Consider the following 23,109-nt stretch of genomic DNA (forward strand, 5'->3'; position numbering starts at 1 on the left):
ACAGCCTGCAGCTTTTGGTGCGAACGTAGTTCGCTCTATTTCCGACCTCTAACAGTCTATTCCTAGACTGTTAGAGCTAGTACTAAAAGTAAACTGAAAGACTGCGAAATAAATATTCACTGACAGACTACAAATGTGGTCTGTTTTTGATTTTCATTGAGTATCAATTGACATTTTGAACGAATTGTTTTACAATGTATTACAATAAGAAAGTAGGTGGAATGATGGGAATTGTATCTTTGCGATTAAATGAAACAGAAGAAGAAATTTTCAGAAGCTATGCCATTCATACGGGAAAAAGCCTGTCTGAGTTATTCAAATCAGCACTTATTGAACAGATAGAAGACCAGTTGGACTATGAAATTGGTATCAAGGCTTTGAAGAAATTCCAAGAAAATCCTGTTACACACTCGATTGATGATGTGCTTGCGGAGTTAGAAGATGGCTTATAAACTTGTTCTCAGCGATGATGCTTTGAAGCAGTTGAAAAAAATGGACAGGCATGTAGGGATGATGCTTGCTAAGGATTTGAAAAAAAGATTGGACGGTTTGGAAAATCCAAGACAGTTTGGCAAGGCCTTGGTAGGAGACTATAAGGGCCTGTGGCGGTATAGAGTTGGGAATTATCGTGTAATTTGCGATATTATTGATAACAAAATGGTCATCTTAGCTCTTGAAATTGGGCATCGGAAAGACATTTATCGGAAATGATTGATTATTATCCGTGTCAACTGGCACGGTTCTTTTTTATTTTTTATTTATTTTGAAAAGAAAACATACAGAACGAATATAGTTTGTGTATATTTATTTAAAATGATATAATATAGTTATCATCTATACACAAGAGAGGGCTTAGTTATGCCAACAGTAATAAGGGATAAACAAATCAACTTCAAAGTAAATTCAGAATACTTTGAATTAGCGAAAGTGGTCTTTCAGGAAAACGGACTGGATATTACATCAGCATTCAATGAATTTGTACAAGAGGTCGCAATTTCCAAAACACTGCCTTTTAAGACAGTAGAGGAAAAGGAGAGAGAGAAGTTAATTGCTCGACTTCAAGAAGAAGTTTCCACTAGCTATGAAGCGCTAAAAGCAGATAAAGGGTTGTCGGTTGAGGAAGCGAGAAAGGCAGTACTAGGATAATGGAGAAATATAGAGTCATTATTTCGCCAAAGCTTATTGAGCAAATCAAAAGTATTAGGGATTATGTTGCTAATGTGAAACTGAGTCCAGAAACTGCAGAGCGTTTAGTAACGGCCATTTTTGATGAAATAGAGAGCCTAGAACTCTTTCCAGAGCGTGGATTCGATGCTGATGAAAAAATTGGAGTTAAGATTGATAAGAATGGCCGTAGTAGCCGAGGAATAACCATTCAAAATGGAAAATATATTGTCATCTATACTGTAAACCAGGAAGAGCATTTAGTTGAAGTTGCTTTCCTATTCTCATCAAAGACTGATTATGCTAAACTTTTTAGATAATAGTGGATATTTATCTATCGATTATGTGGTTGATTCAAAAGAATCCGGGCAAAGTAGCCTTCCTACAACTGGTGAGAAAGAAACAAATTTCATGAATTTCATTGGATTAACGGTATTAGCGACAAGCTTTGCTTTTGCTGCTCTGCTCGTCAGCGACGTGAAGAAAGAGTTGATTGATTATTGAAATTTTATAATTTGCTTACATTTCCTTTATAGAGTCCTTTAATCTAAGGGATAGACAGACTACAAATGTAGTCTGTTTTTCTTGCAATTTTTTGTATTTTTATTTATAATAATTCTAAATAAAATAGTGGAGTTCATATGAAAAGTAAGCGTTTAGGAAGCGAGATTATTCGCTTAGCCCTACCGGCAACAATTGAAAATATTTTTCAGACCTTGGTCGGTTTTTTCGATACCCTTTTAATTGCTCAGTTGGGGCTTGTTGCTGTTACAGCTGTGGGGTTGGCTAATACGATTTTGAATGTCTATTTGGCGGTATTTTTAGCTATTGGTGTTGGTGGGACGGCGCTTATTGCTCGAAGTCTGGGAGCGGGTCAGAAAGAGAAGGCCAGACAATATGCTCGCCAAACACAAGAATTGTCAATAGCAGGTGGTATCGTATTTGGTTTTATTTCTATCTTCTTTGGGCGGTGGATGTTACAAGCCATGGGAGCAAACGGTAGTGCTTTGGAGGATGCTCAAGTCTTCTTTTATTGGGTAGGTGGTTTTTCCCTACTTCATGCTAGTATGACTAGTTTGGGTACGATTTTGAGGGCGACTGGAGATACGGTGACTCCGATGAAGGTGGGAATTATTACCAATGTCACTAATGTTTTACTGGATTACTTCTTGATTTTTGGATTTGGTTCGTGGGATGGTCTTGGGATATTAGGTACAGCTCTTGGAACAATTTTTGCGCGACTTCTTGGCTGCTATTTGCTTACTAGAGAGGTTCAAAAGTCTGAGTTGGCTTTATCATTTCAAAAAAGTGGACTTCGGAAAGACTATCAGGAACTGGTGCATTTGATCATTCCAGCAGCCATGGAACGCTTGGTGATGCGGTTGGGACAGGTTATTTATTTTAGTTTGATTGTTGCACTCGGAACGACCGTATATGCATCCCATATGATTGCTGGCAATATTGAAAGTTTTACCTATATGCCTGCCTATGGACTTGCGACTGCAGCGGCGGTCTTAATTGGTCAATCTTTGGGAAAAGGAGATGTCCCTACAGTGCGTAAAGTCGCATTTCTGAGCTCAGCCTATGGGGTAGTCATCATGTCCCTTCTTGGTATCGTTTTATACTTCGCAGCCCCGTATTTTGCTCAGCTATTCACCAAAGACCTTGAAGCAATTCATCAAGTCGTCATCGCCCTGAAAATCGATGCGTTTAACCAACCTGGGCTCGCGGTTTCCTTGATAATGGCTGGCGCACTGCAAGGGTTGGGCGATACCAAGTCGCCTCTTTATTCCACAGCCATTGGAATGTGGGGGCTGCGCGTGGTTGGGGTAATTGTCCTCGGTCAGATTTTGGATTGGGGAATCGCAGGGGTATGGCTGTCGATTTTGATTGACATTTTCTTGAGAGCGATCTTCCTCACATGGAGATTTATGGTAAAAACACGAAAACTAGCTGAATAAGCTGGTTTTTTGGTATAATAGTATGAGTAAATAAAAAGGAGATTGACAGATGAAAACGATTCATACAGATAAAGCACCAGCGGCGATTGGACCATATGTACAAGGAAAAGTGGTAGGAAACTTCCTGTTTGCTTCCGGTCAAGTTCCTCTTTCACCAGAAACTGGTGAAGTTGTTGGGGAAACCATTCAAGAACAGACGGAACAAGTTTTAAAAAATATTGGTGCAATTTTATCAGAAGCAGGGACTGATTTTGACCATGTGGTGAAGACAACTTGTTTCTTGAAAGACATGAATGATTTTGTAGCATTTAATGAGGTGTACAAAACTGCTTTTTCAGCTGAGTTTCCAGCTCGTTCTGCTGTTGAGGTGGCTCGTTTGCCTCGTGATGTAAAGGTTGAGATAGAAGTAATAGCAGTCATTGGAGAATAGAGAGAGAATAGGAGGGACTGCCATGTCAGATAAACTCCATTTGGTCATTGTGACAGGAATGTCGGGTGCGGGCAAGACTGTAGCCATCCAATCCTTTGAGGATTTGGGTTATTTTACCATTGATAATATGCCACCGACACTTTTGCCAAAATTTTTAGAATTAATTCGTCATAGTCAGGATAACAACAAAATCGCTTTGGTGGTTGATATGCGGAGCCGATCTTTCTTTTCTGAGATTCGGGAAGTGCTGGACGAAATTGAAAACGCAGAAGATCTTGACTTTAAAATCCTTTTCTTGGATGCGACCGATAGTGAGTTGGTTGCACGATACAAAGAAACACGACGGTCACACCCCTTGGCAGCAACAGGCCGTGTATTGGATGGTATTCAGCTTGAGCGTGAACTCTTGGCTCCATTGAAAAATATGAGTCAAAATGTGATTGATACTTCGGAATTGACTCCACGAAATTTACGGAAGGAGATTTCCGAACAGTTTGCCAGTCAAGAAAACCAACCGTCTTTTCGGATTGAAGTGATGTCCTTTGGCTTTAAATATGGCCTGCCACTAGATGCGGACTTGGTTTTTGATGTCCGTTTCTTGCCAAATCCTTATTATAAACCAGAGTTACGGCAACTGACTGGCCTTGATCAGTCTGTTTATGATTACGTGATGGAGCATGAGGAATCAGAAGAGTTTTACAAGCATTTGCTTGGTTTGATTGAACCAATTCTGCCAGGCTATCAGAAGGAAGGAAAATCTATTTTGACCATCGCCATTGGATGTACTGGTGGTCAACATAGAAGCGTAGCTTTTGCTAAACGCCTTGCTGACGATTTAGAAAAAAACTGGATTGTCAACCGTAGTCATCGCGACAAGGATAGACGGAAGGAAACGGTCAACCGCTCATGAGGAAACCAAAGATTACAGTGATTGGTGGCGGTACGGGAATTCCTGTGATTTTGAAGAGCCTTCGTGCCAAGGATGCCGATATCACAGCGATTGTGACTGTTGCCGATGATGGAGGTTCGTCAGGCGAGATTCGTCAGGCCCTACAGCTTACTCCTCCGGGTGATTTGCGAAATGTGTTGTTAGCCATGTCGGATATGCCAAAGCTTTATGAAAAGATTTTTCAATATCGGTTTGCAGAATCGGACGGTCCCTTGGCTGGTCATCCTCTGGGAAATTTGATTATCGCGGGTATTTCAGAAATGCAAGGGTCTACATATGACGCCATGCGTTTATTGACACGTTTCTTTCATACGACTGGTAGGATCTATCCATCTAGTGAGGAACCTTTAACGCTTCATGCTGTTTTTACAGATGGGACAGAAGTGGTTGGTGAAAGTAAAATTGCGGACTACAAGGGGATGATTGGTCATGTTTATGTGACGAATACGTATAATGATGAGGAACCGAAAGCCAGCCGTCAGGTAGTACAATCGATTATGGACAGCGACTTGGTTGTCCTTGGTCCAGGCTCCCTATATACGTCCATCCTACCAAATATCATGATTCCAGATATTGGAAAAGCCCTCTGTGAGACGGAAGCTCAAGTCGTCTATATCTGCAACATCATGACCCAGCGTGGTGAGACAGAGTCTTTCACAGATGCCGATCACGTCAGTGTGTTGAATGCACATCTGGCCTGTCCATTTGTGGATACGGTGTTAGTGAATATTGAGCCTGTTCCAAAAGAATACATGAATACCTATGCTTTTGATGAGTATTTGGTGCAGGTCAAGCATGATTTTCGTGGCTTAGAGGAACAGGGCTGTCGCATCATTTCTTCAAACTTCTTGAAACTAGAAAATGGTGGTGCCTTCCATGATGGGGATTTAGTCGTGGAAGAGTTATTTAACATTCTGCAGGTGCGAACATGAGTTTCACAGTGCATGTCAAAGAAGAATTACTGCTTCAATCCAATCAAAACAAAAGTGAACTGTCAGCCATTATCAAGTTGGCTGGTAGTCTTGGTCTTGCTTCTTCAGGGCTGACTCTTTCGATTAGCACTGAAAACGCCAAGATTGCGCGTCATATCTATGAATTGTTCTTTCACTTTTACCAGATAAAAGCAGAAATTCGGCATCATCAAAAGTCAAATTTAAAGAAAAATCGTGTTTATTCGGTTTTTGTGGAAGATGGAGTCAACGAAATTCTCAATGATCTCCATCTGGCTGACAGTTTTTTTGGTTTGGATACAGGGATTTCACCAAGAGTTTTGGAAAATGATTCGTGTAGTCAGGCCTATTTACGTGGAGCTTTTTTAGCAAGTGGTTCCGTAAAGGATCCTGAAAAGGGCAAATACCAATTAGAAATTGCCTCTGTCTATAGTGATCATGCCTATGACTTGGCCAATTTGATGCAGAAATTTTTATTGGATGCAAAGGTTATAGAGCGGTCAAAGGGAACCATTACCTACTTGCAACGGGCAGAAGATATTATGGACTTTCTTTTGGTGATTGGGGCAGAAGATGCAAAGACTGAGTTTGAAAACGTGAAATTGTTACGGGAAGCCCGGAATGATTTAAATCGTACCACCAATGCTGAAGCGGCCAATATTGCCAAGACAGTCACTGCTAGCATGAAAACCATTAATAATATTATTAAAATAATGGACACAATCGGTATAGACCAGCTATCGGGTGATTTACAGGAAATTGCCCAATTGCGCATTCAACACCCTGATTATTCGATCCAACAGTTAGCTGAAAGCCTGTCACAGCCCATTACCAAGAGTGGTGTTAACCATCGTTTACGTAAGTTAAATAAAATTGCAGAAGAATTATAGGTAAAATTGTGAATAATCACTTCTTGCCCTGTTTCAGTTCTCATCTAGGAAGGAGCTGTGGGGGGGAGTAGGTGATTATTTTTTTGTTTACAGTGATTTTGTATTCGCTTCCACAAATGTTAGGTTTTATCGATTCCGTATTGTAAAATATACATAGAAGATGGTCGTGATTGGAGGTTTCTGAATAATTAGTAATGAACAGTATGATTATCTCAAAACACATCAGACATTTGCACAACTTACCAGAGAAGCTTTTGATCAGTTAGCGAGGCATATCCGTTTTAGAAAGATTGCTAAGGGACAGGTCATTTTTTATGCACAGGACCCAAGAGATTACTTTTGGTCTACAATCGAGATGAAACCACACGTATTGAGGGTGGTTTCAGCTCGTTTTGTCTAAAGATGTATTAGCTGTCGGTATTTCGCAACGAACTGATGCTGCTTCTATTGAAAAACTACTCGTCAATATATTTGAAAGAGGCCTTGGCTTTAAGAAGGTCCTTGCATTTGAATTTGCCAATAGTCAGAAATTCATGCATTTGGACACTGTTTTTACTATGGTAGATTATGATAAATTTACCATTCACCCAGAAATTGAAGGTAGCTTGCGTGTCTTCTCCGTTACTTATGAAAATGAAGAGCTTCATATTGAAGAAGAACATGGTGATTTGGCTGCATTACTAGCTGCAAACTTGGGTGTTGAAAAAGTTGACTTGATTCGTTGTGGGGGTGAAAATATTGTAGCTGCTGGTCGGGAACAATAGAACGATGGTTCCAATACCTTGACCATCGCACCAGGGTTGTCGTCGTGTACAAACGAAATACTATTACCAATGCCATCCTAGAATCAAAAGGTCTTCGGTTAATCAAGATTAGCGGTAGTGAATTAGTTCGGGGTCGTGGTGGACCACGTTGCATGTCTATGCCTTTTGTCAGAGAGGATATCTAAATGAATGAACCAGATGTTGAACTGGTTATTGGAAGTGAGCCTTGGCATCGTGCATGTTCTATGTACGTAAGATATCGTGTCTTTGTAATGGAAAAATCCATCGCACGAGAAGATGAGTTTGATCAATATGAGTGCCTATGCCAATCTACTCGTTCATAGCGAGCCAGTTTCTACCAGCCGTTTCTTACTAACAGAATCTGGAACTGCAAGATTGACTCGAATTGCTACCCTGGCCCCACACCGTGGGAAGGGATATGCTCGGGAAATTATCCAAAAATTGGAAGGATATGCCAAAAAAACGAATATTTTATGTATAAATATACATTCTGAGTTGACAGCTAAACCATTTTATGAGATGCTTGGTTATCAGCCAACTTCCGAAATCTATTTAGAAGATGGTGAATGGTGTAAGACTCTGACCAAAAATTTAAGGTAATACTCTTCGAAAATCAAAATTATCCGTTGTCAACTCGCCTTGATGAACTCTAGTTCCATCTTCGGCTTAATGTCGCGAACACAGCTCGCAATATTTCCAGCCTTCAACTATCTGGGAGATAGTTGAAGCTAGGCTACTTTTGATTTTCATTGAGTATAAAGAACAGGAGAAGTATAATGACAAATATTTTTAAAGGCAGACATTTTTTAGCGGAAAAAGATTTCACTCGCGCTGAATTAGAATGGTTGATTGATTTTGCAGCTCACTTAAAGGATTTGAAAAAGCGCAATATCCCTCATCGCTATTTAGAAGGTAAAAATATTGCCCTCTTATTTGAAAAAACATCCACTCGTACGCGTGCTGCGTTTACTGTTGCGGCGATTGACTTGGGTGCACATCCTGAATATCTAGGCGCTAATGATATTCAGCTTGGTAAAAAAGAATCCACAGAAGATACAGCAAAGGTATTGGGACGTATGTTCGATGGGATTGAATTCCGTGGTTTCAGTCAAAAGATGGTGGAAGAATTGGCCGAATTTTCAGGTGTACCTGTATGGAATGGTCTGACAGATGCATGGCACCCTACTCAAATGTTGGCTGACTATCTGACAGTGAAAGAAAACTTTGGCAAGTTAGAAGGATTGACCTTGGTTTACTGTGGTGATGGACGCAACAATGTGGCGAATTCCCTCTTGGTAACAGGGGCTATTCTTGGTGTCAATGTGCACATCTTCTCACCAAAAGAACTTTTCCCAGAAGAAACAGTGGTAGCCCTTGCAGAAGGATTTGCGAAAGAATCTGGTGCGCGTGTATTGATTACGGACAATGCTGAAGAGGCTGTTAAAGGCGCAGATGTCCTATATACAGACGTTTGGGTATCAATGGGTGAAGAATCTAAATTTGAAGAACGTGTGAAATTATTAAAACCATATCAAGTAAACATGGATTTGGTGAAAAAAGCTGAAAATGAGAATTTGATTTTCTTGCACTGCTTACCAGCCTTCCATGATACTAATACTGTTTATAGTAAAGATGTCGCTGAAAAATTTGGTTTAGAAGAAATGGAAGTAACAGACGAAGTATTTCGTAGCAAGTATGCTCGTCACTTCGACCAAGCTGAAAATCGCATGCATACCATTAAAGCAGTGATGGCAGCAACATTAGGTGATCCATTTGTACCACGTGTGTAGCTTAAATGGTCAGTGAAATCATCATGTTTGGGGACCGGATTCAATTTTGACCCTGTCCCCAGTTTGAAAATCGAAATGTAAGCGATTTCTTTGCAGGAAGGAGGGAAGAGAATCAATATGACTCATCGTAAAATTGTCGTTCCAGCTGGGAACCTCTCCCTTTTGAAGCAACCAAAAAAAATGACCATTTGGTTGGCCGAGGGGTTCAAGATGATAAGGGGCCTTCCATGGCAGCTTTATCATTTCCAGATGATTATTTACCTTTACCATACTCTTCTTGACAAATAGCTAGAAGTGAGCTACACTAGTAGAAATTGTTGATAACTTTAAACGTGTCCCGTGAGACAAGAAAGTTAGCAGTTTACACAGAAACATCTCTTCCTAGAAATTTGTTAGAGATGATCTATTAACTACTATCGATAACAGGCGGGATTGGATATTTTTCCAATCCTTATTTGTTTGAAGTTCTTCTCAATTTAATAAAGACAGTCTGAGAGCTGCCATTAAAAGGAGATGCTTATGTTACATATTTCGCTCGATAAAAATAATCGACGTGCCCTTGCTTCTGCCATTGTTGCTTCCGGAACGGATGATTTAAATGTCATGTTCCTCTCGTTTTCAATGGCCAGTATTATCAAAGAGCTTTCTATTTCAAGTGCTCAAGCAGGATGGATAGCCACCATTACGAATTTAGGAATGCTTCTAGGTGGACTAGTCTTTGGTGTCCTAGCTGACCGTTATAATAAGTTTAAAGTCTTTAAGTGGACCATTGTAATCTTTGCTATTGCAACTGGACTCATATATTTCACAACCAGCTTGCCTTATCTTTATATCATGCGCTTTATTGCTGGTATAGGTGTTGGTGGTGAGTATGGGGTAGCGATAGCCATCATGGCGGGTATTGTACCCAAGGAAAAAATGGGACGGATTTCTTCGCTTAATGGGATTGCTGGTCAAGTTGGTTCCATCACATCGGCCCTTCTAGCAGGTTGGTTAGCACCAACATTGGGTTGGAAAGGTTTATTTCTCTTTGGATTAGCACCCCTCTTGTTGGTTCTTTGGATGCAATTTGCAATTGATGATGAAAATATTAAGGACCATACTGAGGGAGAAGATCCAGTAGATTCTGAAGTTGCCCATGTAGGTCAACTCTTCAAGACACCTGGTCTAGCTAGACAAACGCTGGCTCTAATGGTGATGACAACTGTGCAGATTGCTGGTTATTTTGGTATGATGAATTGGTTACCGACTATTATTCAAACTAGTTTAAAGATTAGCGTGAAAGATTCATCATTGTGGATGGTGACCACCATTTTAGGGATGTGCATAGGAATGTTAGTATTCGGACAAATTCTTGACAAATTTGGTCCTCGTCCTGTTTACAGCGCCTTTTTACTGTCATCAGCAGTTTGTGTATTCTTATTCCAGTTTGCAAATTCACAAATGACGATGATCTTGGGCGGTATGATTGTTGGTTTCTTTGTAAACGGAATGTTTGCTGGTTACGGAGCTATGATAACACGGCTCTATCCGCATCATATTCGCTCAACAGCCAATAATGTGATCTTAAATGTTGGACGTGCCATTGGCGGATTTTCTTCTGTCATCATTGGGAGGATTTTAGATGTATCCAGCACAGCAGTTGTCATGATTTTTCTCTCAATCCTGTATCTAATTAGCTTTGCAGCGATGCTCTCCATTAGTAATTTAAAAAAAGAAGCATACAATCAATTTCGATAAAAACAAAATATCCTAGGCAATCACATGTTACCTAGGATATTTTTTTCTTATTCCTTTGATGAAAAGAATGGTGGGGTAAATTGGGTGAGGTAGTCCATAACAAGTTTGAGCTGCCTGATTATCCTGGCAAATAATGAGACAGACATCGTCTCCACAAAGCGTCGCGACAATCTCAGGAATTTCCATGGCATCAAGAATTGAGCCGAAGGAGCTGGCCAGTCCTGGAAGTGTTTTTAATATAACTTGGTGCTGTACTGTTTTGAGTATAATGAGAGCATCTTCCATATACAGACGGAGGCGTTTTTCCCAACGGGTTGGTACGATCGGGTTGACCATGTAATAAGAAGAGGCATCTTCATTGACCTTTACTAAATTTAATAATTTGATATCACGAGACAAGGTTGATTGGGTAACGATGACACCGTTTAATTCCAGCAATTCTTATAGTTCTTGTTGCGTGTGAAGTTTTTTTCTTTTATTAAGGAAAGGATTAATTTATGGCGACTTTCAATCTTATTCATGGGGGTGACCTCAATTAAAAAGTTTTATTGGATAAACATGGCATCTCCAAAGCTAAAGAAGCGGTAACGTTCTTCAACAGCATGTTTATAAGCTTCTAAGGTAAATTCTCTACCTGCAAAAGCTGAAACAAGCATGACCAAAGTGGATTTTGGAAGATGGAAATTGGTTGAAAAGGCATCGACAATTCGGAAGGTATATCCTGGTTTGATAAAAATATTTGTCCAGCCAGAATCTGCTTCTAAACGCCCATCAAATTTGTTTCCAATGGTTTCCAGCGTGCGAATAGAAGTGGTTCCAACTGCAACGATACGTCCACCATTTTCTTTGACTTGATTGAGTGTTTGAGCGGCTTCAGCGGTTAGGTTGTAAAATTCTGAATGCATCTCATGCTCATCAACGTTTTGGACAGAGACTGGGCGGAAGGTTCCAAGACCAACATGAAGTGTCAAATAGACTAATTTCACACCTTTGGCTTCAATTTTTTCAAGTAGTTCCTGGGTAAAATGGAGGCCGGCAGTTGGAGCTGCGGCAGAACCATTTTCTTTGGCATAAACAGTCTGGTATCGCTCGCGGTCTTCTAATTTTTCATGAATATATGGAGGGAGTGGCATTTCACCGAGGCTTTCTAAGACTTCTAAGAAGATTCCATCGTAAGTGAACTCAACGATTCGGCCTCCGTGTTCCAATTCCTCTACAATGGTAGCTGTCAAACGTCCATCTCCAAAGGCAACTGTCGTACCGACTTTCAAGCGCTTCGCTGGTTTTGCAAGAACCTCCCACTGATCACCTTGGGTATTTTTCAAAAGTAAAAGTTCAACATGTCCGTTTGTTTCGGGCTTGTAGCCGTAGAGGCGGGCAGGCAGAACGCGCGTGTTGTTCATCACAAGGGCATCACCTGGGTGAAGCTGGTCAATAATATGGTCAAAACGGCTATCAACCATACTGTGCTTCTCGCGGTCGAGAATGAGAAGTTTTGAGCTGTCACGCTTCTCAAGCGGTACTTGGGCAATAAGTTCTTCTGGTAAATCAAAATCAAAATCTGCAGTATTCATAGACTCTCCTTGTTTCTAAACGATGATGGTGATTAGATAGATCAAAAGTGCTATTGGTAGAACCATTAATAGTACTCCCAGTAGCATCATTATCACTCTTAGACTTTTGGGGTGAGGGATCAGATAACCAAGGAGGCAGAGAGCAATTCCTGTAAAAAATAAGATCAATAATTCTAATGTCATGCCTCCATTATATCATAATTTCAATCAAACGTGGTGTGGATCGATGAAGATTGGTATATATCAATTGACAAAAATTGGTATATACCATATAATATACTTAAGAAATAGGCAAGAGGTGAATCATATGAAAATTCATGTTGTAAACAATCAAGTTGATGGTGCGGTACTAGCTGTAGATTTGTTGAGAGAAAAGTTGGCAAATGGTGCAAAAGTGCTTGGTTTGGCAACGGGTTCTAGCCCATTGGAATTTTATTCGGTCCTTCGCGAATCAGATTTGGACTTTTCTGATGTGACTTCTGTCAATCTGGATGAGTACGTGGGATTGGGTGAAGACAGTGACCAATCCTATGTTCACTTTATGAAAGAGAATCTTTTCAATGCTAAACCATTCAAACAATCATTTATACCAAATGGCTTGGCAAGCGACTTGACCGAGGAAATTGCCCGTTACAATCAGATTTTGGCAGACCATCCGGTAGATTTCCAAATTTTAGGAATTGGCCGCAACGGTCATATCGGTTTTAATGAACCAGGAGCGTCATTTGATGCTGTTACTCGTGTGGTTGATTTGGCACCATCAACCATTGAAGCCAATGCTCGTTTCTTTGCTCATCCAGAAGATGTTCCAAAACAAGCCATTTCAATGGGGATTGCCAATATTATGGCAGCCAAGACCATTGTCCTCATGGCTTATGGGAAAGAAAAGGCAGATGCAATTAAAGCTATGGTAGAAGGAGAAGTTACGGAAGAAGTTCCAGCAAGTATCCTCCAAAAACATAACGATGTAGTATTGATTATTGACCAAGCAGCTGCGAGTAAATTAGGATAACAGAAAAAACCACAAGGGGTTGTTCTATCCAATAGAAATGCCTATTGTGGTCTTTTGATTTTCTCCCCATAATTAGAATAGGAATGGATGCTATTTAATAATTATTATTTCTTTGCTTTGTATTGTCAAAGGCACCAGCCTTCAGACAAGGAACCAAGGTAAGAGCAGCAGTAAAGTATGCGTAGCCGAATGTGAGAATATCATTAGGTTCATTTAAATGTACTCAAATAAACAACGCGACAGGATTATAGATTGCTTGTCTTAAGCAAGCAAAAAAAAAACACCCATGGGTGGCCATCGTGGGTGTCTTCAAATGTTTTTTTCCTGAACATTTAAGCATTCTTAGTATTATGTACTTGTTCCTTGTTTTAGAGTTTCCAGTCCAAGTCTGGTCCGACTGGCACAATTCCAGTTGGGTTTATGGTTTTATGACTACCATAATAATGTTGCTTGATATGGTCGAAATCCACAGTTTTAGCAATTCCAGCATGATTGTAGAGACGTTTTGTATAGTCCCATAGGTTTGGATAGTCGACTAAGGCCTTTATATTACATTTGAAGTGCCCAAAATAGACAGCATCAAAACGAACCAAGGTCGTGAAGAGACGAATATCTGCTTCGGTTAATTGGTTTCCTACTAGAAATTGCTGATTTGCCAACTGTTCTTCTAATTTATCCAATGCAGCAAAGAGCTTTGTTACCTCTTTTTCGTAGACAGCTTGATTGGTTGAAAAACCTGCCTTATACACCCCATTGTTGATATTTGGATAGACAAAGTCATTCATGGCATCGATTTCAGATTGCAGGTGTTCTGGATAGTAGTCATCATAGTTGCCTGTAATGTTATTGAAAGCAGTGTTGAACATGCGCATGATTTCAGCGGACTCGTTATTGACAATCGTGTTCGTTTGCTTATCCCAAAGAACTGGAACAGTAACACGACCAGAATAATTTGGATCAGCTTTCAGGTAAACTTGATAGAGATAGTCACTGTTAAAAAGGGAGTCCTTAATGACACCAGGTCCGTCAGAGAAGGTCCAACCATTTTCCAACATGAGGGGGTGGACGATAGAAATGGAAATGTGATTTTCCAAGCCTTTCAATTTTCGCATGATCAATGTCCGACTGGCCCAAGGGCAGGCAAGAGAGATGTAGAGGTGATAGCGTCCTGATTCAGCTTTAAAACCCCCATGTCCTGTAGGCCCTGCATGTCCATCAGGTGTAATCCAATTACGGAATTGTGTCACTGTACGAACAAACTTCCCGCCTGTTGATTTGGTATCATACCATTGGTCTACCCATTTTCCTTCAACTAAAAGTCCCATAACATCCTCCTGAATGCAAAAGCAGGAAATCCGCCTATTAAAAGAGGATTTCCTTTGTAAAAAAATATATCACTAACTAGTATTATAAAGTTTTTTTAAAAAGAGTCAAGCAAAATGATTTATGGTAAAATAGTCTCATGAGGTTGGACAAGTGTATGGAGGCGGCTCGGATTGGCTCCCGTAAGCAGGTGAAAAAATTATTTAAGTCCCAACAGATTGTCATTGATGGTCAACCCGCTCAAAGCCTAAGCCAGATTGTTGACCCAGAGTTGCAAACTATTCAAGTCTCTGGGAAAAAAGTTGCATTAGAAGGTTCTGCCTATTATTTACTTCACAAACCATCAGGAGTCGTTTCAGCTGTGAGGGATAAAGAACACCAAACTGTCATCGACTTGATTTCTCCACAAGATAGTAGGGAAGGGCTCTATCCCGTTGGTCGTTTAGACCGTGATACGGAAGGACTAGTCCTTATCACCAATAATGGTCCGCTCGGCTACCGGATGCTCCATCCCAGCCATCATGTGGACAAGATTTATCATGTTGAGGTAAATGGATTTTTGGCAGATGATGCGCCATCATTTTTTGCATCAGGCATTGCATTCTTGGACGGAACACGGTGTCAGCCAGCGGAATTGACGATAATGGCAGCTTCTTTGGACCATAGCAGAGCGATCATCAAGCTGGCTGAAGGCAAATTTCACCAGGTTAAGAAGATGTTTTTAGCCTATGGTCTCAAGGTCACCTATCTCAAACGCATCTCTTTTGGAGGATTTGAGCTCGGGGATTTGGAACGAGGTGCGTACAGACAACTCAGTCCAAATGAAATGGAACATTTGTTAACTTATTTTGATAAAGGGAGGAAATGAGAATGAGCATTTACGATATTACAGTTCGAAAACAAGATGGGACAGACCAGTCCATGCAAGATTTTCAGGGTCAGGTTCTTTTAGTAGTCAATACGGCGCCAGGTTGTGGCTTGGCACCTCAATATGAAGAATTACAAGAGTTATATGATACATATAAAGACCAAGGTTTTGTCGTGCTAGACTTTCCATGTAATCAATTTTTAAATCAGGCTCCTGGTTCTGATGAAGAAATCAATCAGACCTGCAGTTTGAATTATGGTACAACTTTTCCTCGTTTTGCAAAAATTGCTGTAAATGGAGCTGAAACCAGTCCACTATATCGCTATCTCAAGAAAGAAAAATCTACCTTACTTGGCGGTCGAATTGAGTGGAATTTTACAAAGTTTTTGGTCGATAGACAAGGGCGCGTGATCAAACGGTATTTACCAACGACTAGTCCATTAAAACTTAAAGAGGATATTGAACTTTACCTAGAAAAATAACAAGAAGGCTGGATTCATCTAGCCTTCTTGTTTTAGTAACCAAAGAAAATAGGGTGCACCGATAAGGGAAACGATAATACCGGTTGGAATGCCTGTTCCAACAAGTAGTACACGGCCAATTGTATCAGCAATGAGAAGTATGAGACTCCCGACAATCATGCTAGCAGGTATGATGATTCGATGATCATTTCCCAACCACTTTCGTACGATATGACCAGCGATGAGGCCAACAAAAGTAATATTTCCCACCAAAATGACACTGAGGGAAGCAAGAGCAGTAGCCAATATCAAGACGATCCGTCTTTCGCGTTGTAAGTGGAGTCCCAGTGCCATAGCTGTCTGGTCATTGAGATTCATAATATTGAGGGAACGACAGCGACTATATGTTACTAGCCAAACTATGAGAAGAAGTGGAGTATAGATGGCGATAGTCTTCCAATCTCCACCATTTACTCGACCGCTGAGCCACTGGACGATGTATTCTATTTTGAAATCATCCAAGCGACTAATTAGACTGACCATGATGCCAGATAACATGCTTGAGATACCGACCCCAGTGATAATCAAGCGGGTTGGATGGATACCATATAGTTTCTTGCGAGCAATCCAGTAAACGAGAAAAATAGTTAATCCGCCTCCTATCATGGCAAATAGTGGCAATGTATCTAATAAGGTCGGACTGATTGTTGATGAAAGGCCAACAAAGAGTGCTACAACAAGACCAGCTCCAGCATTAATTCCCAATATGCCAGAATCAGCCAGAGGATTTCGAGTTAATGTTTGCAACAAGAGTCCAGCTAAAGCCAGGGAAGCCCCTCCAATCATTGAGGCAAATATTCTCGGTAAACGAATTCTACCAATGATAAGGAGAGTTGAGGAGCTGGCTCGTCCACTGACGACATCCATCACATCTGAAAAGGATGAGTTAGCGTATCCTATTGATAAGGAGATGAGAAAACCAGCAGAAAGGAGGATGAAGAGGAATGAAAAAATCTTAAGGTAGTTATGACGTCTTATCAAAGGTGTTTCTCCTTTCGAATCAACCATAGGAAACAAGGTAAGCCGATGATACTGATTACTGCACTAATAGGTGTTTCAGCAGGTGGGTTGATTGAACGACAAACCAAGTCTACCCAGATCAGGAAACTAGCTCCAGCAAAAGCTGTTAAAGGTAAGAGCATTTTGTAATTTTTTCCTGTAAACATGCGGATAAAATGTGGAATGATGAGCCCAACAAATGAGAGGGAACCTACCAGTGCCACTGCAGCAGCTGAGAGCAAAAGGACGATACCCAACAATACCATGGTTATTAGTGCAGTTCGTTGCCCAAGATTTTTAGCAATAGTCTCGTTAAGACTCAGGATGGTCAGCTGATGTGAAAAGAGTTGGGCAAGGATGAGGCCAACAATGATAAGTGGACCGATAATAGCTAACATTTCCCAATTGACCTGTACTAAGCCCCCTGCTTGCCAACCGATGACAGCTGTTGATAGATCGAAATAGATTGTAATGGCCTGCCCTATTGCGGAAAATAAGCTGGCTACCATTGCACCCGACAAAATCAAACGGAGTTGATTATAGCCTTTTTGCACTTGATAAGACAGACCGAAGACTAAACCAGCTGCTAGGCAAGAGCCTAGTAAACAGATCACTAAAATTTGACTGTAATGCAAGCTACCAAAAATAGCATAGCCAAGGATGAGGGCGAGGCCTGCTCCAGCATTGATTCCTAATAAGCCAGGATCTGCGATTACATTTCGCGTTATTCCCTGCATCATCGCTCCTGCTTGAGCCATAGCAGCTCCAACCAAGATGGCAGCCACCATTCGAGGCAATCGTAAATCAATGACAACATCCTGTACAGGTGAATCTGTCATCGGATGGCGTAGTGTTTCTACAAGTTGCTGATGACTGTAAGAAATAGCACCAAATCGTAAACTCAAATAGGCACCGATTACGAAAAGCAGGCTAATGATGAAAAAAATAAGAAGAGGCTGGACTAGATATCCAGTTCCTCTCCTTGAAGAATGAGAACGTATTACTCTATTCATAGTTCATTCCTTTTACTGAATCTCTTTTAATGCAGAGACAAAGGCGTCTATTTGCAAATCAAGTGACATAGGATCTGAGAAGTAGAAGAGGTTATAATCTACTTCAAGGATATGCCCATTTTTCACAGCTGGTAAATTTTTCCAAATATCGCTTTCTTTTAGCGATGATGCGGCGTCTTTGGTTGTTTCATTGACATTGACCAGGAGGTAGTCACCAACATAGTCTGGTAGGGCTTCTTGCGAAATGCCAAACCAGCCATCTTTGTTGATAACATCTTCTTGGACTTTAGCAGGAGCAGCGAAACCAAGCGCTCTGTAAACCAATTCACCACCACGGCCAAAGTTGTTTCCGTAGAGGAAGATATTTTTATCAAAGAAGTCCATCACTGTAAATGTCGCACTTGTATCTACAACTCCACTGAGTTCTTCCTTGGCTGCAGCAACTTTTTTATCCCACTGGTCAAGCCAAGCTTGAGCCTCTTTTTCTTTTCCGAAAATTTGTCCCATATCCGTCAGCATTTTCAGGTAATCACTCTTTCCATAGGTGATTTCAATAACTGGCGCGATTTCTTTTAGTGTTTCTATGTTGTCATCACCAGCAAAAACAAGGATAAGGTCTGGATTTTGAGCAGCGATAGCTTCTGTATCTGCTGTTGTTAATAATGGTAGGTCTTTTAATTGGTCACCAAATGCAGGGCTGTCTTTTTCTAGATCCAGACTATAACTGGAAACCTTGATCCCCAATTGCAGGAGATAGCCTGTATAAGAATAGGCAAAGTTAACAACTTTCTTAGGATTTTTTGGAATATCTCCATAGTAGGTAATGCCTTCAATTTCAGGCATGCTAGACAATTCAACGTCTGTTGAAGAGGAAGAGGTAGAACAAGCTGTTAAGAAAACCAGCCCAACAAATAAACTAAAAATAGCTAAAAACTTTTTCATTTTTTCTCCTTAATTATTTTTTTAAATCGTAAGTTAGCAAAATAGGATACTCTTGATCAGGAGCCTGTATTAATTGAGGTTCGATGTTGAAAATATCACTCAGTATCTCAGTAGTCATGATACTGGACACGGATCCATTGTAGCGAATATTTCCCTCTTTCATGGCAATCATGTGGTCTGAAAAACGAGCGGATAAATTAACATCATGGAGAACCATCACAATGGTTTTCTGTTGGCTCAGGTTGAGGTCTTTCAAGAGCTCTAAAACTTCCAATTGATGATTGAGGTCAAGATAGGTCGTTGGCTCATCTAAGAAAATGGTATTGGTATCTTGGGCAAGAGCCATGGCAATCCAAACTCGTTGTCTCTGTCCACCAGATAAATCATCAACGGGAAACCTGGCGAAAGTAGCGGTTTGGGTCGCTTCTAGAGCCCAGTTGATCTTCTGCCTATCCTGATCGGTGAGATAGCCGAGTCCATTTTGATGGGGATAGCGCCCATAAGAGACCAATTCATAGACAGAAATCCCTTCTGTCGCTTCCAATAACTGAGGAAGTAGGGCAAGTTTTTTTGCAACTTCTTTAGTTGGTAATTGGGCAATGGCTTGACCATCTAAATAGATAGCTCCTTCTTGAAGTGGAAGTATTCGAGTCAATGCCTTGAGTAAAGTGGACTTTCCACAACCGTTGGCGCCAATAATAGTGGTTATTTTTCCACTGGGAATTCTGGTGGATAGTTTTTCTATGATCACTCGATCATCATATGCCACTTGGATGTTTTCTGCTTGAATGGAAGACACATATTTCTCCTTTCCGATTGTATAGTCGAGTGAATAAGCTGTCAGATAAGGAACGGATGTCCAAGTACCTAGAACAGCCTAAAGGCTGTTCTAGGTTGGAAATAAGACTTGAGAAACAAGTCACTTTCGTAGAGTAAGGCAAGACTAGAGTGACAATCTTTCAAAGCTCATTCAAATGACTGATATTACGCATTAAAAAAACGGTATGACTTGTATTATATCAAAAAAAGTCTTCAAAACAAAGAGTTTTCTGAAAATTTTAATTTAATAAGAATCGTTATAAAAAACCCTTGTCGGCTACGAGCGACAAGGGTGGAAACTATAAGTATTTTTTGGCGATTTCTAAATCACCATCATAAGTTGTTTTTTTACCGTTCACAATCTGATAGGCATCGGCCCCTTTACCGGCTATGATAACAGCATCTTGCGATGAAGTTGTTTGCCTCATCGCGGTGCGAATAGCTTCTTCACGATCCAAGATAAAGGTGCTCGGACGGGTCATATATGAACGAATTTGCTCAGCAATAGTAGCTGGGTCTTCATGATTGGGATCATCAGCTGTTAGAAGAACATCAACCTGTGGATAGTCATTAAGTAGAAGTCCGAAGTCTTTACGGCGACTTTCTCCCTTATTACCTGGGGCGCCTAAAATCAGGATGACCTTTCCTGATTGATGTGTGAGGACGACATCAAGCAGTTTTTTTACGCTATCGCCATTGTGAGCGTAGTCAACGAAGACTTTAGCCCCGTTTTGCTGGGTCAGGACTTCCATGCGACCAGGGACATTGGTCTGGGCAATCCCAGTTTGAATATCTTCTAGGCTTGCACCTAAGCGAAGACAAGCTAGTCCAGCAGCGATGGCATTCTCTTGGTTGAAATGACCAATGAGCTGAATAGCGTAGTGCCCAGCTAATTTCCCAGTCGCTGTGAAGTCGAATCCTGCTGACTGGGTAATTTCATTTTCAGAAGACGGACCATAGAAGTCATGGTCTTTGAACATCACTTGGTCTCTCACGACTTCAAAATGATCCATTCCAGCGTTGACAATAACTGCTCTGCTATTGTCCATCAAAAGACGCTTATGGTAGAAATAGTCTTCAAATGTCGGATGCTCCATGGGACCGATATGGTCAGGACTAATGTTGAGGAAGACGCCTACGTCAAAAGTAAGGCCATAAACACGCTTGACAAGATAGGCTTGGCTAGAGACTTCCATTACAAGGTGAGTCATACCATTTTTGACTGACTCCGCCATCATGGCAAAGAGGTCCAGACTTTCAGGGGTGGTCAGTGTTGATTTGAAAAAGGTCTCCCCATCCAGTGTTGTATTCATAGTTGACAGCATGGCAGGTTTATGACTCTGTTTGAGAATATTATAGGCAAAATAAGCTGCGGTTGTTTTGCCTTTGGTGCCTGTGAATGCCAGGAGTTTGAGCTGGTTCTGTGGGTTACCGTGAAATTCCATTGCAATCAGACTCATGGCTTGTTTGATGTCTTTAACAAGAATGGCTGGAATGCTGACTTCGTAGTCTATTTCTGATACATAGTAGGCCAAGCCGTTTTCAATTGCTTTTTCTAAAAATTCCTTTTTAAAGGCTAAGCCCTTGGCGAAGAAAAGGGTTGTTGGACTTACGGTTCGACTGTCATAACTCAAAGCGTCGAATTCAATATCTGTAGTCTCATTCCTTGTAATCGAACGAAAATTTGCATCTGTCTTTAAAATTTCAATTATATGGTCAAATGTTATCATGCTTCTATTGTAAACTTATGAAAGGAATTTGACAAGTGCGGGGGAAGACAACTCATCTAACAATTAGGAAAATGCTTTTGCTAGTGATTGCGGATTCATTCGTTTCCTAAATAAAAATAAAGAAACAACCCATAATGGTTGAAAAAACGATCCAGATAGCTAATTGCCAATTTTTAACAAGATTATAGCTAGGGCGAAAAAAAGCATTATAATATTGAATTGGTAGTAATAGGAGGAATAGCACACCGATTGGACTACGGTCAAATTGCTTTACTGTCACTATTGACCAAACAAGTGCATGCTAAAAATAAAAGTTTCTATAATACTGTAATACTGTTGATTGAATGACGTAAACATTGTAAAACCTCCTTCTGATAGTCTAAACTTGCTATTATTGTAAATGATTTATAACCAAAAAGCAATGATAAATAGGTTGTCATAGTTTTTACTTATACCATTTGTTAAAAAAAATTATATAAGTCATTTTGGATATTTTTTTAACAAAAGTAGACTATTCATGCTAGACTATTTAATAAGTTAGATTGGAGATTTCGTTATGACAGATTATAAGATAGATACGATTTTAGCCCATGCAGGTATTAACAATGATGAGAAAACAGGTGCCTTGATTTCTCCTATTCACCTTTCGACCACTTATCAGCACCCTGAGTTTGGTCACTCGACCGGTTTTGACTATACGAGAACTAAGAACCCGACACGCGCCGGTTTGGAAGCGACCTTGGCAGCGATCGAAAAAGCAGATCATGCCCTTGCGACGAGTTCAGGCATGGCTGCGCTTGTCTTGCTTTTTAATGGTTTCCCTGTTGGAAGCCAAGTAGTTGCGGCGCGTGATTTGTACGGTGGCTCATTCCGCTGGTTCAACGAGCAGGAAAGCCTAGGCAGATTTCAGTTTACCTATGCGAATAGTGAAGTGGAGCTGATTGCAGCAATCACAGACCAGACGGACTATGTTTATTTGGAAACTCCAACTAATCCCTTGATGGTGGAGTTTGATATCGCTAAGGTTTCGGCTATCGCCCATGCCAAAGGTGCCAAGGTGATTGTCGATAACACTTTTTATAGCCCTATTTATCAAAATCCTCTTGAATTGGGTGCAGATGTTGTTCTACATTCGGCGACAAAATATTTGTCAGGTCATAATGATGTCTTGGCTGGTGCTTTAATGACTAATGATCAGGACCTATATGATAAGCTTTTCTATGATCAAAACACAACTGGTCCAACTCTTTCACCACTGGATTCTTATTTACTCATGCGTGGTTTGAAAACTCTTTCGCTTCGAATGGAGCGGGCGACTCAAAATGCTCAGAAAATTGTTGCCTTTTTGAAGAAGAGTCCTGCAGTCAAGCAAGTATATTACACAGGTAAAGGTGGAATGATTTCATTGAAGGTGGTTGATGAGAGTAAGATTCCACACATTCTAAATACCTTGAAAATCTTTACATTTGCGGAAAGCTTGGGTGGGGTAGAAAGTTTGATTACTTATCCAGCCACACAAACTCACGCAGACATTCCAGTGGAAACCCGTCATTCTTACGGTTTGACAGATGATCTGCTTCGCTTGTCTATCGGTATTGAGGATGCGGATGATTTGATTGCCGACTTGGAAGTAGCCTTGGAGGGATAAG

24 protein-coding genes and 3 pseudogenes are annotated in these 23,109 nt (G+C 40.6%); 19 read left to right on the plus strand and 8 right to left on the minus strand.

Translation table 11 applies throughout. From position 1 onward, the window contains the following. The first annotated feature begins 224 nt into the window (after positions 1 to 224). From relB (ACPC58_RS05320) to ACPC58_RS05390, 15 genes and pseudogenes are all read left to right on the plus strand, one after another. Positions 225 to 452 (plus strand): type II toxin-antitoxin system RelB family antitoxin, encoded by a 228-nt coding sequence (gene relB / locus ACPC58_RS05320; RefSeq protein ID WP_130554954.1) that lies wholly within the window; start codon positions 225 to 227, stop codon positions 450 to 452. Beyond that, positions 442 to 711 carry a type II toxin-antitoxin system RelE family toxin gene (locus tag ACPC58_RS05325; protein WP_130554938.1) on the plus strand — a complete coding sequence of 90 codons (270 nt, stop codon included), beginning with the start codon at positions 442 to 444 and terminating at the stop codon, positions 709 to 711. Before relB (ACPC58_RS05320) ends, ACPC58_RS05325 begins: the two co-directional genes overlap by 11 nt. Positions 712 to 858: 147 nt before the next feature. Further along, entirely contained in the window at positions 859 to 1,146 is a 288-nt protein-coding gene (gene relB, locus ACPC58_RS05330) for a type II toxin-antitoxin system RelB/ParD family antitoxin (RefSeq protein ID WP_130554939.1), read from the plus strand. Then, positions 1,146 to 1,484: a type II toxin-antitoxin system RelE/ParE family toxin gene (locus ACPC58_RS05335; protein WP_171989763.1), complete on the plus strand. Its 339-nt coding sequence runs from the start codon at positions 1,146 to 1,148 to the stop codon at positions 1,482 to 1,484. Before relB (ACPC58_RS05330) ends, ACPC58_RS05335 begins: the two co-directional genes overlap by 1 nt. Then, positions 1,465 to 1,668: an LPXTG cell wall anchor domain-containing protein gene (locus ACPC58_RS05340; RefSeq protein ID WP_130554941.1), complete on the plus strand. Its 204-nt coding sequence runs from the start codon at positions 1,465 to 1,467 to the stop codon at positions 1,666 to 1,668. The genes ACPC58_RS05335 and ACPC58_RS05340 overlap by 20 nt, the downstream gene beginning before the upstream one ends. A 137-nt stretch (positions 1,669 to 1,805) precedes the next feature. Beyond that, complete coding sequence (locus ACPC58_RS05345) at positions 1,806 to 3,125, plus strand: MATE family efflux transporter (protein ID WP_434065462.1); 1,320 nt, start codon at positions 1,806 to 1,808, stop codon at positions 3,123 to 3,125. Positions 3,126 to 3,174: 49 nt separating this feature from the next. Continuing rightward, positions 3,175 to 3,555, plus strand: a complete 381-nt coding sequence (locus ACPC58_RS05350) for a RidA family protein (RefSeq protein WP_130554943.1) — start codon at positions 3,175 to 3,177, stop codon at positions 3,553 to 3,555. A gap of 22 nt (positions 3,556 to 3,577) precedes the next feature. Continuing rightward, on the plus strand, positions 3,578 to 4,465 hold the full coding sequence (gene rapZ / locus ACPC58_RS05355) for an RNase adapter RapZ (protein ID WP_217374024.1): 888 nt from the start codon (positions 3,578 to 3,580) through the stop codon (positions 4,463 to 4,465). Continuing rightward, on the plus strand, positions 4,462 to 5,436 hold the full coding sequence (locus tag ACPC58_RS05360; protein WP_277837102.1) for a gluconeogenesis factor YvcK family protein: 975 nt from the start codon (positions 4,462 to 4,464) through the stop codon (positions 5,434 to 5,436). The genes rapZ and ACPC58_RS05360 overlap by 4 nt, the downstream gene beginning before the upstream one ends. Next, entirely contained in the window at positions 5,433 to 6,344 is a 912-nt protein-coding gene (whiA, locus tag ACPC58_RS05365) for a DNA-binding protein WhiA (protein WP_434065463.1), read from the plus strand. Before ACPC58_RS05360 ends, whiA begins: the two co-directional genes overlap by 4 nt. A gap of 342 nt (positions 6,345 to 6,686) precedes the next feature. Further along, positions 6,687 to 7,293: pseudogene (locus tag ACPC58_RS05370) on the plus strand (arginine deiminase family protein); the annotation flags it as partial. Next, positions 7,294 to 7,729 (plus strand): annotated as a pseudogene (locus ACPC58_RS05375) (GNAT family N-acetyltransferase). Positions 7,730 to 7,905: 176 nt separating this feature from the next. After that, positions 7,906 to 8,919: an ornithine carbamoyltransferase gene (argF, locus tag ACPC58_RS05380; protein ID WP_434065464.1), complete on the plus strand. Its 1,014-nt coding sequence runs from the start codon at positions 7,906 to 7,908 to the stop codon at positions 8,917 to 8,919. A 117-nt stretch (positions 8,920 to 9,036) separates the two neighbouring features. Continuing rightward, on the plus strand, positions 9,037 to 9,207 hold the full coding sequence (locus ACPC58_RS05385; RefSeq protein WP_434065465.1) for a hypothetical protein: 171 nt from the start codon (positions 9,037 to 9,039) through the stop codon (positions 9,205 to 9,207). Positions 9,208 to 9,438: 231 nt separating this feature from the next. Continuing rightward, positions 9,439 to 10,659 carry an MFS transporter gene (locus ACPC58_RS05390; RefSeq protein ID WP_434065466.1) on the plus strand — a complete coding sequence of 407 codons (1,221 nt, stop codon included), beginning with the start codon at positions 9,439 to 9,441 and terminating at the stop codon, positions 10,657 to 10,659. Positions 10,660 to 10,706: 47 nt separating this feature from the next. Here the strand turns inward: ACPC58_RS05390 and ACPC58_RS05395 are convergent. Next, positions 10,707 to 11,180 (minus strand): annotated as a pseudogene (locus tag ACPC58_RS05395) (arginine repressor). A 24-nt stretch (positions 11,181 to 11,204) separates the two neighbouring features. Then, on the minus strand, positions 11,205 to 12,233 hold the full coding sequence (gene queA, locus ACPC58_RS05400; protein WP_434065467.1) for a tRNA preQ1(34) S-adenosylmethionine ribosyltransferase-isomerase QueA: 1,029 nt from the start codon (positions 12,231 to 12,233) through the stop codon (positions 11,205 to 11,207). Positions 12,234 to 12,540: 307 nt separating this feature from the next. Between queA and ACPC58_RS05405 the strand changes: the two genes are divergently transcribed. Next, entirely contained in the window at positions 12,541 to 13,245 is a 705-nt protein-coding gene (locus ACPC58_RS05405; RefSeq protein ID WP_130555140.1) for a glucosamine-6-phosphate deaminase, read from the plus strand. 368 nt (positions 13,246 to 13,613) lie between these two features. Here the strand turns inward: ACPC58_RS05405 and ACPC58_RS05410 are convergent, their stop codons facing one another. Next, the gene (locus tag ACPC58_RS05410; RefSeq protein WP_434065468.1) at positions 13,614 to 14,570 is read right to left on the minus strand and encodes a glutathione S-transferase family protein; all 957 of its coding nucleotides are present in this window, start codon (positions 14,568 to 14,570) and stop codon (positions 13,614 to 13,616) included. A 137-nt stretch (positions 14,571 to 14,707) separates the two neighbouring features. Here ACPC58_RS05410 and ACPC58_RS05415 point away from each other — a divergent pair, with 137 nt between their 5' ends. Continuing rightward, a complete protein-coding gene (locus tag ACPC58_RS05415) occupies positions 14,708 to 15,436 on the plus strand; it encodes a pseudouridine synthase (protein ID WP_434065469.1) in 729 nt (242 codons plus the stop codon). Between the two features lie 2 nt (positions 15,437 to 15,438). Next, entirely contained in the window at positions 15,439 to 15,918 is a 480-nt protein-coding gene (locus ACPC58_RS05420; protein ID WP_434065470.1) for a glutathione peroxidase, read from the plus strand. Positions 15,919 to 15,936: 18 nt separating this feature from the next. Here ACPC58_RS05420 and ACPC58_RS05425 read toward each other — a convergent pair whose 3' ends face one another. The 5 genes from ACPC58_RS05425 to ACPC58_RS05445 all read right to left on the minus strand — a co-directional run bounded on the left by ACPC58_RS05425 (position 15,937) and on the right by ACPC58_RS05445 (position 21,460). Next, positions 15,937 to 16,965 (minus strand): FecCD family ABC transporter permease, encoded by a 1,029-nt coding sequence (locus ACPC58_RS05425; RefSeq protein WP_434065471.1) that lies wholly within the window; start codon positions 16,963 to 16,965, stop codon positions 15,937 to 15,939. Then, positions 16,935 to 17,969 carry a FecCD family ABC transporter permease gene (locus tag ACPC58_RS05430; protein WP_434065472.1) on the minus strand — a complete coding sequence of 345 codons (1,035 nt, stop codon included), beginning with the start codon at positions 17,967 to 17,969 and terminating at the stop codon, positions 16,935 to 16,937. The genes ACPC58_RS05425 and ACPC58_RS05430 overlap by 31 nt, the downstream gene beginning before the upstream one ends. Before the next feature lie 12 nt (positions 17,970 to 17,981). Then, positions 17,982 to 18,911: an ABC transporter substrate-binding protein gene (locus ACPC58_RS05435; RefSeq protein ID WP_130555146.1), complete on the minus strand. Its 930-nt coding sequence runs from the start codon at positions 18,909 to 18,911 to the stop codon at positions 17,982 to 17,984. A gap of 13 nt (positions 18,912 to 18,924) precedes the next feature. Next, entirely contained in the window at positions 18,925 to 19,710 is a 786-nt protein-coding gene (locus ACPC58_RS05440) for an ABC transporter ATP-binding protein (protein ID WP_434065473.1), read from the minus strand. A gap of 319 nt (positions 19,711 to 20,029) precedes the next feature. Beyond that, positions 20,030 to 21,460 (minus strand): UDP-N-acetylmuramoyl-L-alanyl-D-glutamate--L-lysine ligase, encoded by a 1,431-nt coding sequence (locus ACPC58_RS05445; protein ID WP_434065474.1) that lies wholly within the window; start codon positions 21,458 to 21,460, stop codon positions 20,030 to 20,032. A gap of 556 nt (positions 21,461 to 22,016) precedes the next feature. On the opposite strand from ACPC58_RS05445, the gene ACPC58_RS05450 reads away from it, so the two are divergent. Further along, entirely contained in the window at positions 22,017 to 23,108 is a 1,092-nt protein-coding gene (locus ACPC58_RS05450; protein WP_172035806.1) for a cystathionine gamma-synthase, read from the plus strand. Position 23,109 lies beyond the last annotated feature (1 nt).

It is taken from the genome of Streptococcus sp. VTCC 12905 (assembly GCF_049893385.1).
GTDB lineage: Bacteria > Bacillota > Bacilli > Lactobacillales > Streptococcaceae > Streptococcus > Streptococcus suis_AA.

What these genes read in the sequence shown, in the direction of transcription:
- ACPC58_RS05420 (WP_434065470.1), top strand. Translation starts at nt 15,439, where the DNA reads ATGAGCATTTACGATATTACAGTTCGAAAACAAGATGGGACAGACCAG.
- queA (WP_434065467.1), bottom strand. Translation starts at nt 12,233, where the DNA reads ATGAATACTGCAGATTTTGATTTTGATTTACCAGAAGAACTTATTGCC.
- ACPC58_RS05405 (WP_130555140.1), top strand. Translation starts at nt 12,541, where the DNA reads ATGAAAATTCATGTTGTAAACAATCAAGTTGATGGTGCGGTACTAGCT.
- relB (WP_130554939.1), top strand. Translation starts at nt 859, where the DNA reads ATGCCAACAGTAATAAGGGATAAACAAATCAACTTCAAAGTAAATTCA.
- ACPC58_RS05335 (WP_171989763.1), top strand. Translation starts at nt 1,146, where the DNA reads ATGGAGAAATATAGAGTCATTATTTCGCCAAAGCTTATTGAGCAAATC.
- ACPC58_RS05415 (WP_434065469.1), top strand. Translation starts at nt 14,708, where the DNA reads ATGAGGTTGGACAAGTGTATGGAGGCGGCTCGGATTGGCTCCCGTAAG.
- ACPC58_RS05410 (WP_434065468.1), bottom strand. Translation starts at nt 14,570, where the DNA reads ATGGGACTTTTAGTTGAAGGAAAATGGGTAGACCAATGGTATGATACC.
- rapZ (WP_217374024.1), top strand. Translation starts at nt 3,578, where the DNA reads ATGTCAGATAAACTCCATTTGGTCATTGTGACAGGAATGTCGGGTGCG.
- ACPC58_RS05325 (WP_130554938.1), top strand. Translation starts at nt 442, where the DNA reads ATGGCTTATAAACTTGTTCTCAGCGATGATGCTTTGAAGCAGTTGAAA.
- ACPC58_RS05350 (WP_130554943.1), top strand. Translation starts at nt 3,175, where the DNA reads ATGAAAACGATTCATACAGATAAAGCACCAGCGGCGATTGGACCATAT.
- ACPC58_RS05445 (WP_434065474.1), bottom strand. Translation starts at nt 21,460, where the DNA reads ATGATAACATTTGACCATATAATTGAAATTTTAAAGACAGATGCAAAT.
- argF (WP_434065464.1), top strand. Translation starts at nt 7,906, where the DNA reads ATGACAAATATTTTTAAAGGCAGACATTTTTTAGCGGAAAAAGATTTC.
- ACPC58_RS05385 (WP_434065465.1), top strand. Translation starts at nt 9,037, where the DNA reads ATGACTCATCGTAAAATTGTCGTTCCAGCTGGGAACCTCTCCCTTTTG.
- relB (WP_130554954.1), top strand. Translation starts at nt 225, where the DNA reads ATGGGAATTGTATCTTTGCGATTAAATGAAACAGAAGAAGAAATTTTC.
- ACPC58_RS05435 (WP_130555146.1), bottom strand. Translation starts at nt 18,911, where the DNA reads ATGAAAAAGTTTTTAGCTATTTTTAGTTTATTTGTTGGGCTGGTTTTC.
- ACPC58_RS05345 (WP_434065462.1), top strand. Translation starts at nt 1,806, where the DNA reads ATGAAAAGTAAGCGTTTAGGAAGCGAGATTATTCGCTTAGCCCTACCG.
- ACPC58_RS05430 (WP_434065472.1), bottom strand. Translation starts at nt 17,969, where the DNA reads ATGAATAGAGTAATACGTTCTCATTCTTCAAGGAGAGGAACTGGATAT.
- whiA (WP_434065463.1), top strand. Translation starts at nt 5,433, where the DNA reads ATGAGTTTCACAGTGCATGTCAAAGAAGAATTACTGCTTCAATCCAAT.
- ACPC58_RS05340 (WP_130554941.1), top strand. Translation starts at nt 1,465, where the DNA reads ATGCTAAACTTTTTAGATAATAGTGGATATTTATCTATCGATTATGTG.
- ACPC58_RS05390 (WP_434065466.1), top strand. Translation starts at nt 9,439, where the DNA reads ATGTTACATATTTCGCTCGATAAAAATAATCGACGTGCCCTTGCTTCT.
- ACPC58_RS05425 (WP_434065471.1), bottom strand. Translation starts at nt 16,965, where the DNA reads ATGGTTGATTCGAAAGGAGAAACACCTTTGATAAGACGTCATAACTAC.
- ACPC58_RS05360 (WP_277837102.1), top strand. Translation starts at nt 4,462, where the DNA reads ATGAGGAAACCAAAGATTACAGTGATTGGTGGCGGTACGGGAATTCCT.
- ACPC58_RS05450 (WP_172035806.1), top strand. Translation starts at nt 22,017, where the DNA reads ATGACAGATTATAAGATAGATACGATTTTAGCCCATGCAGGTATTAAC.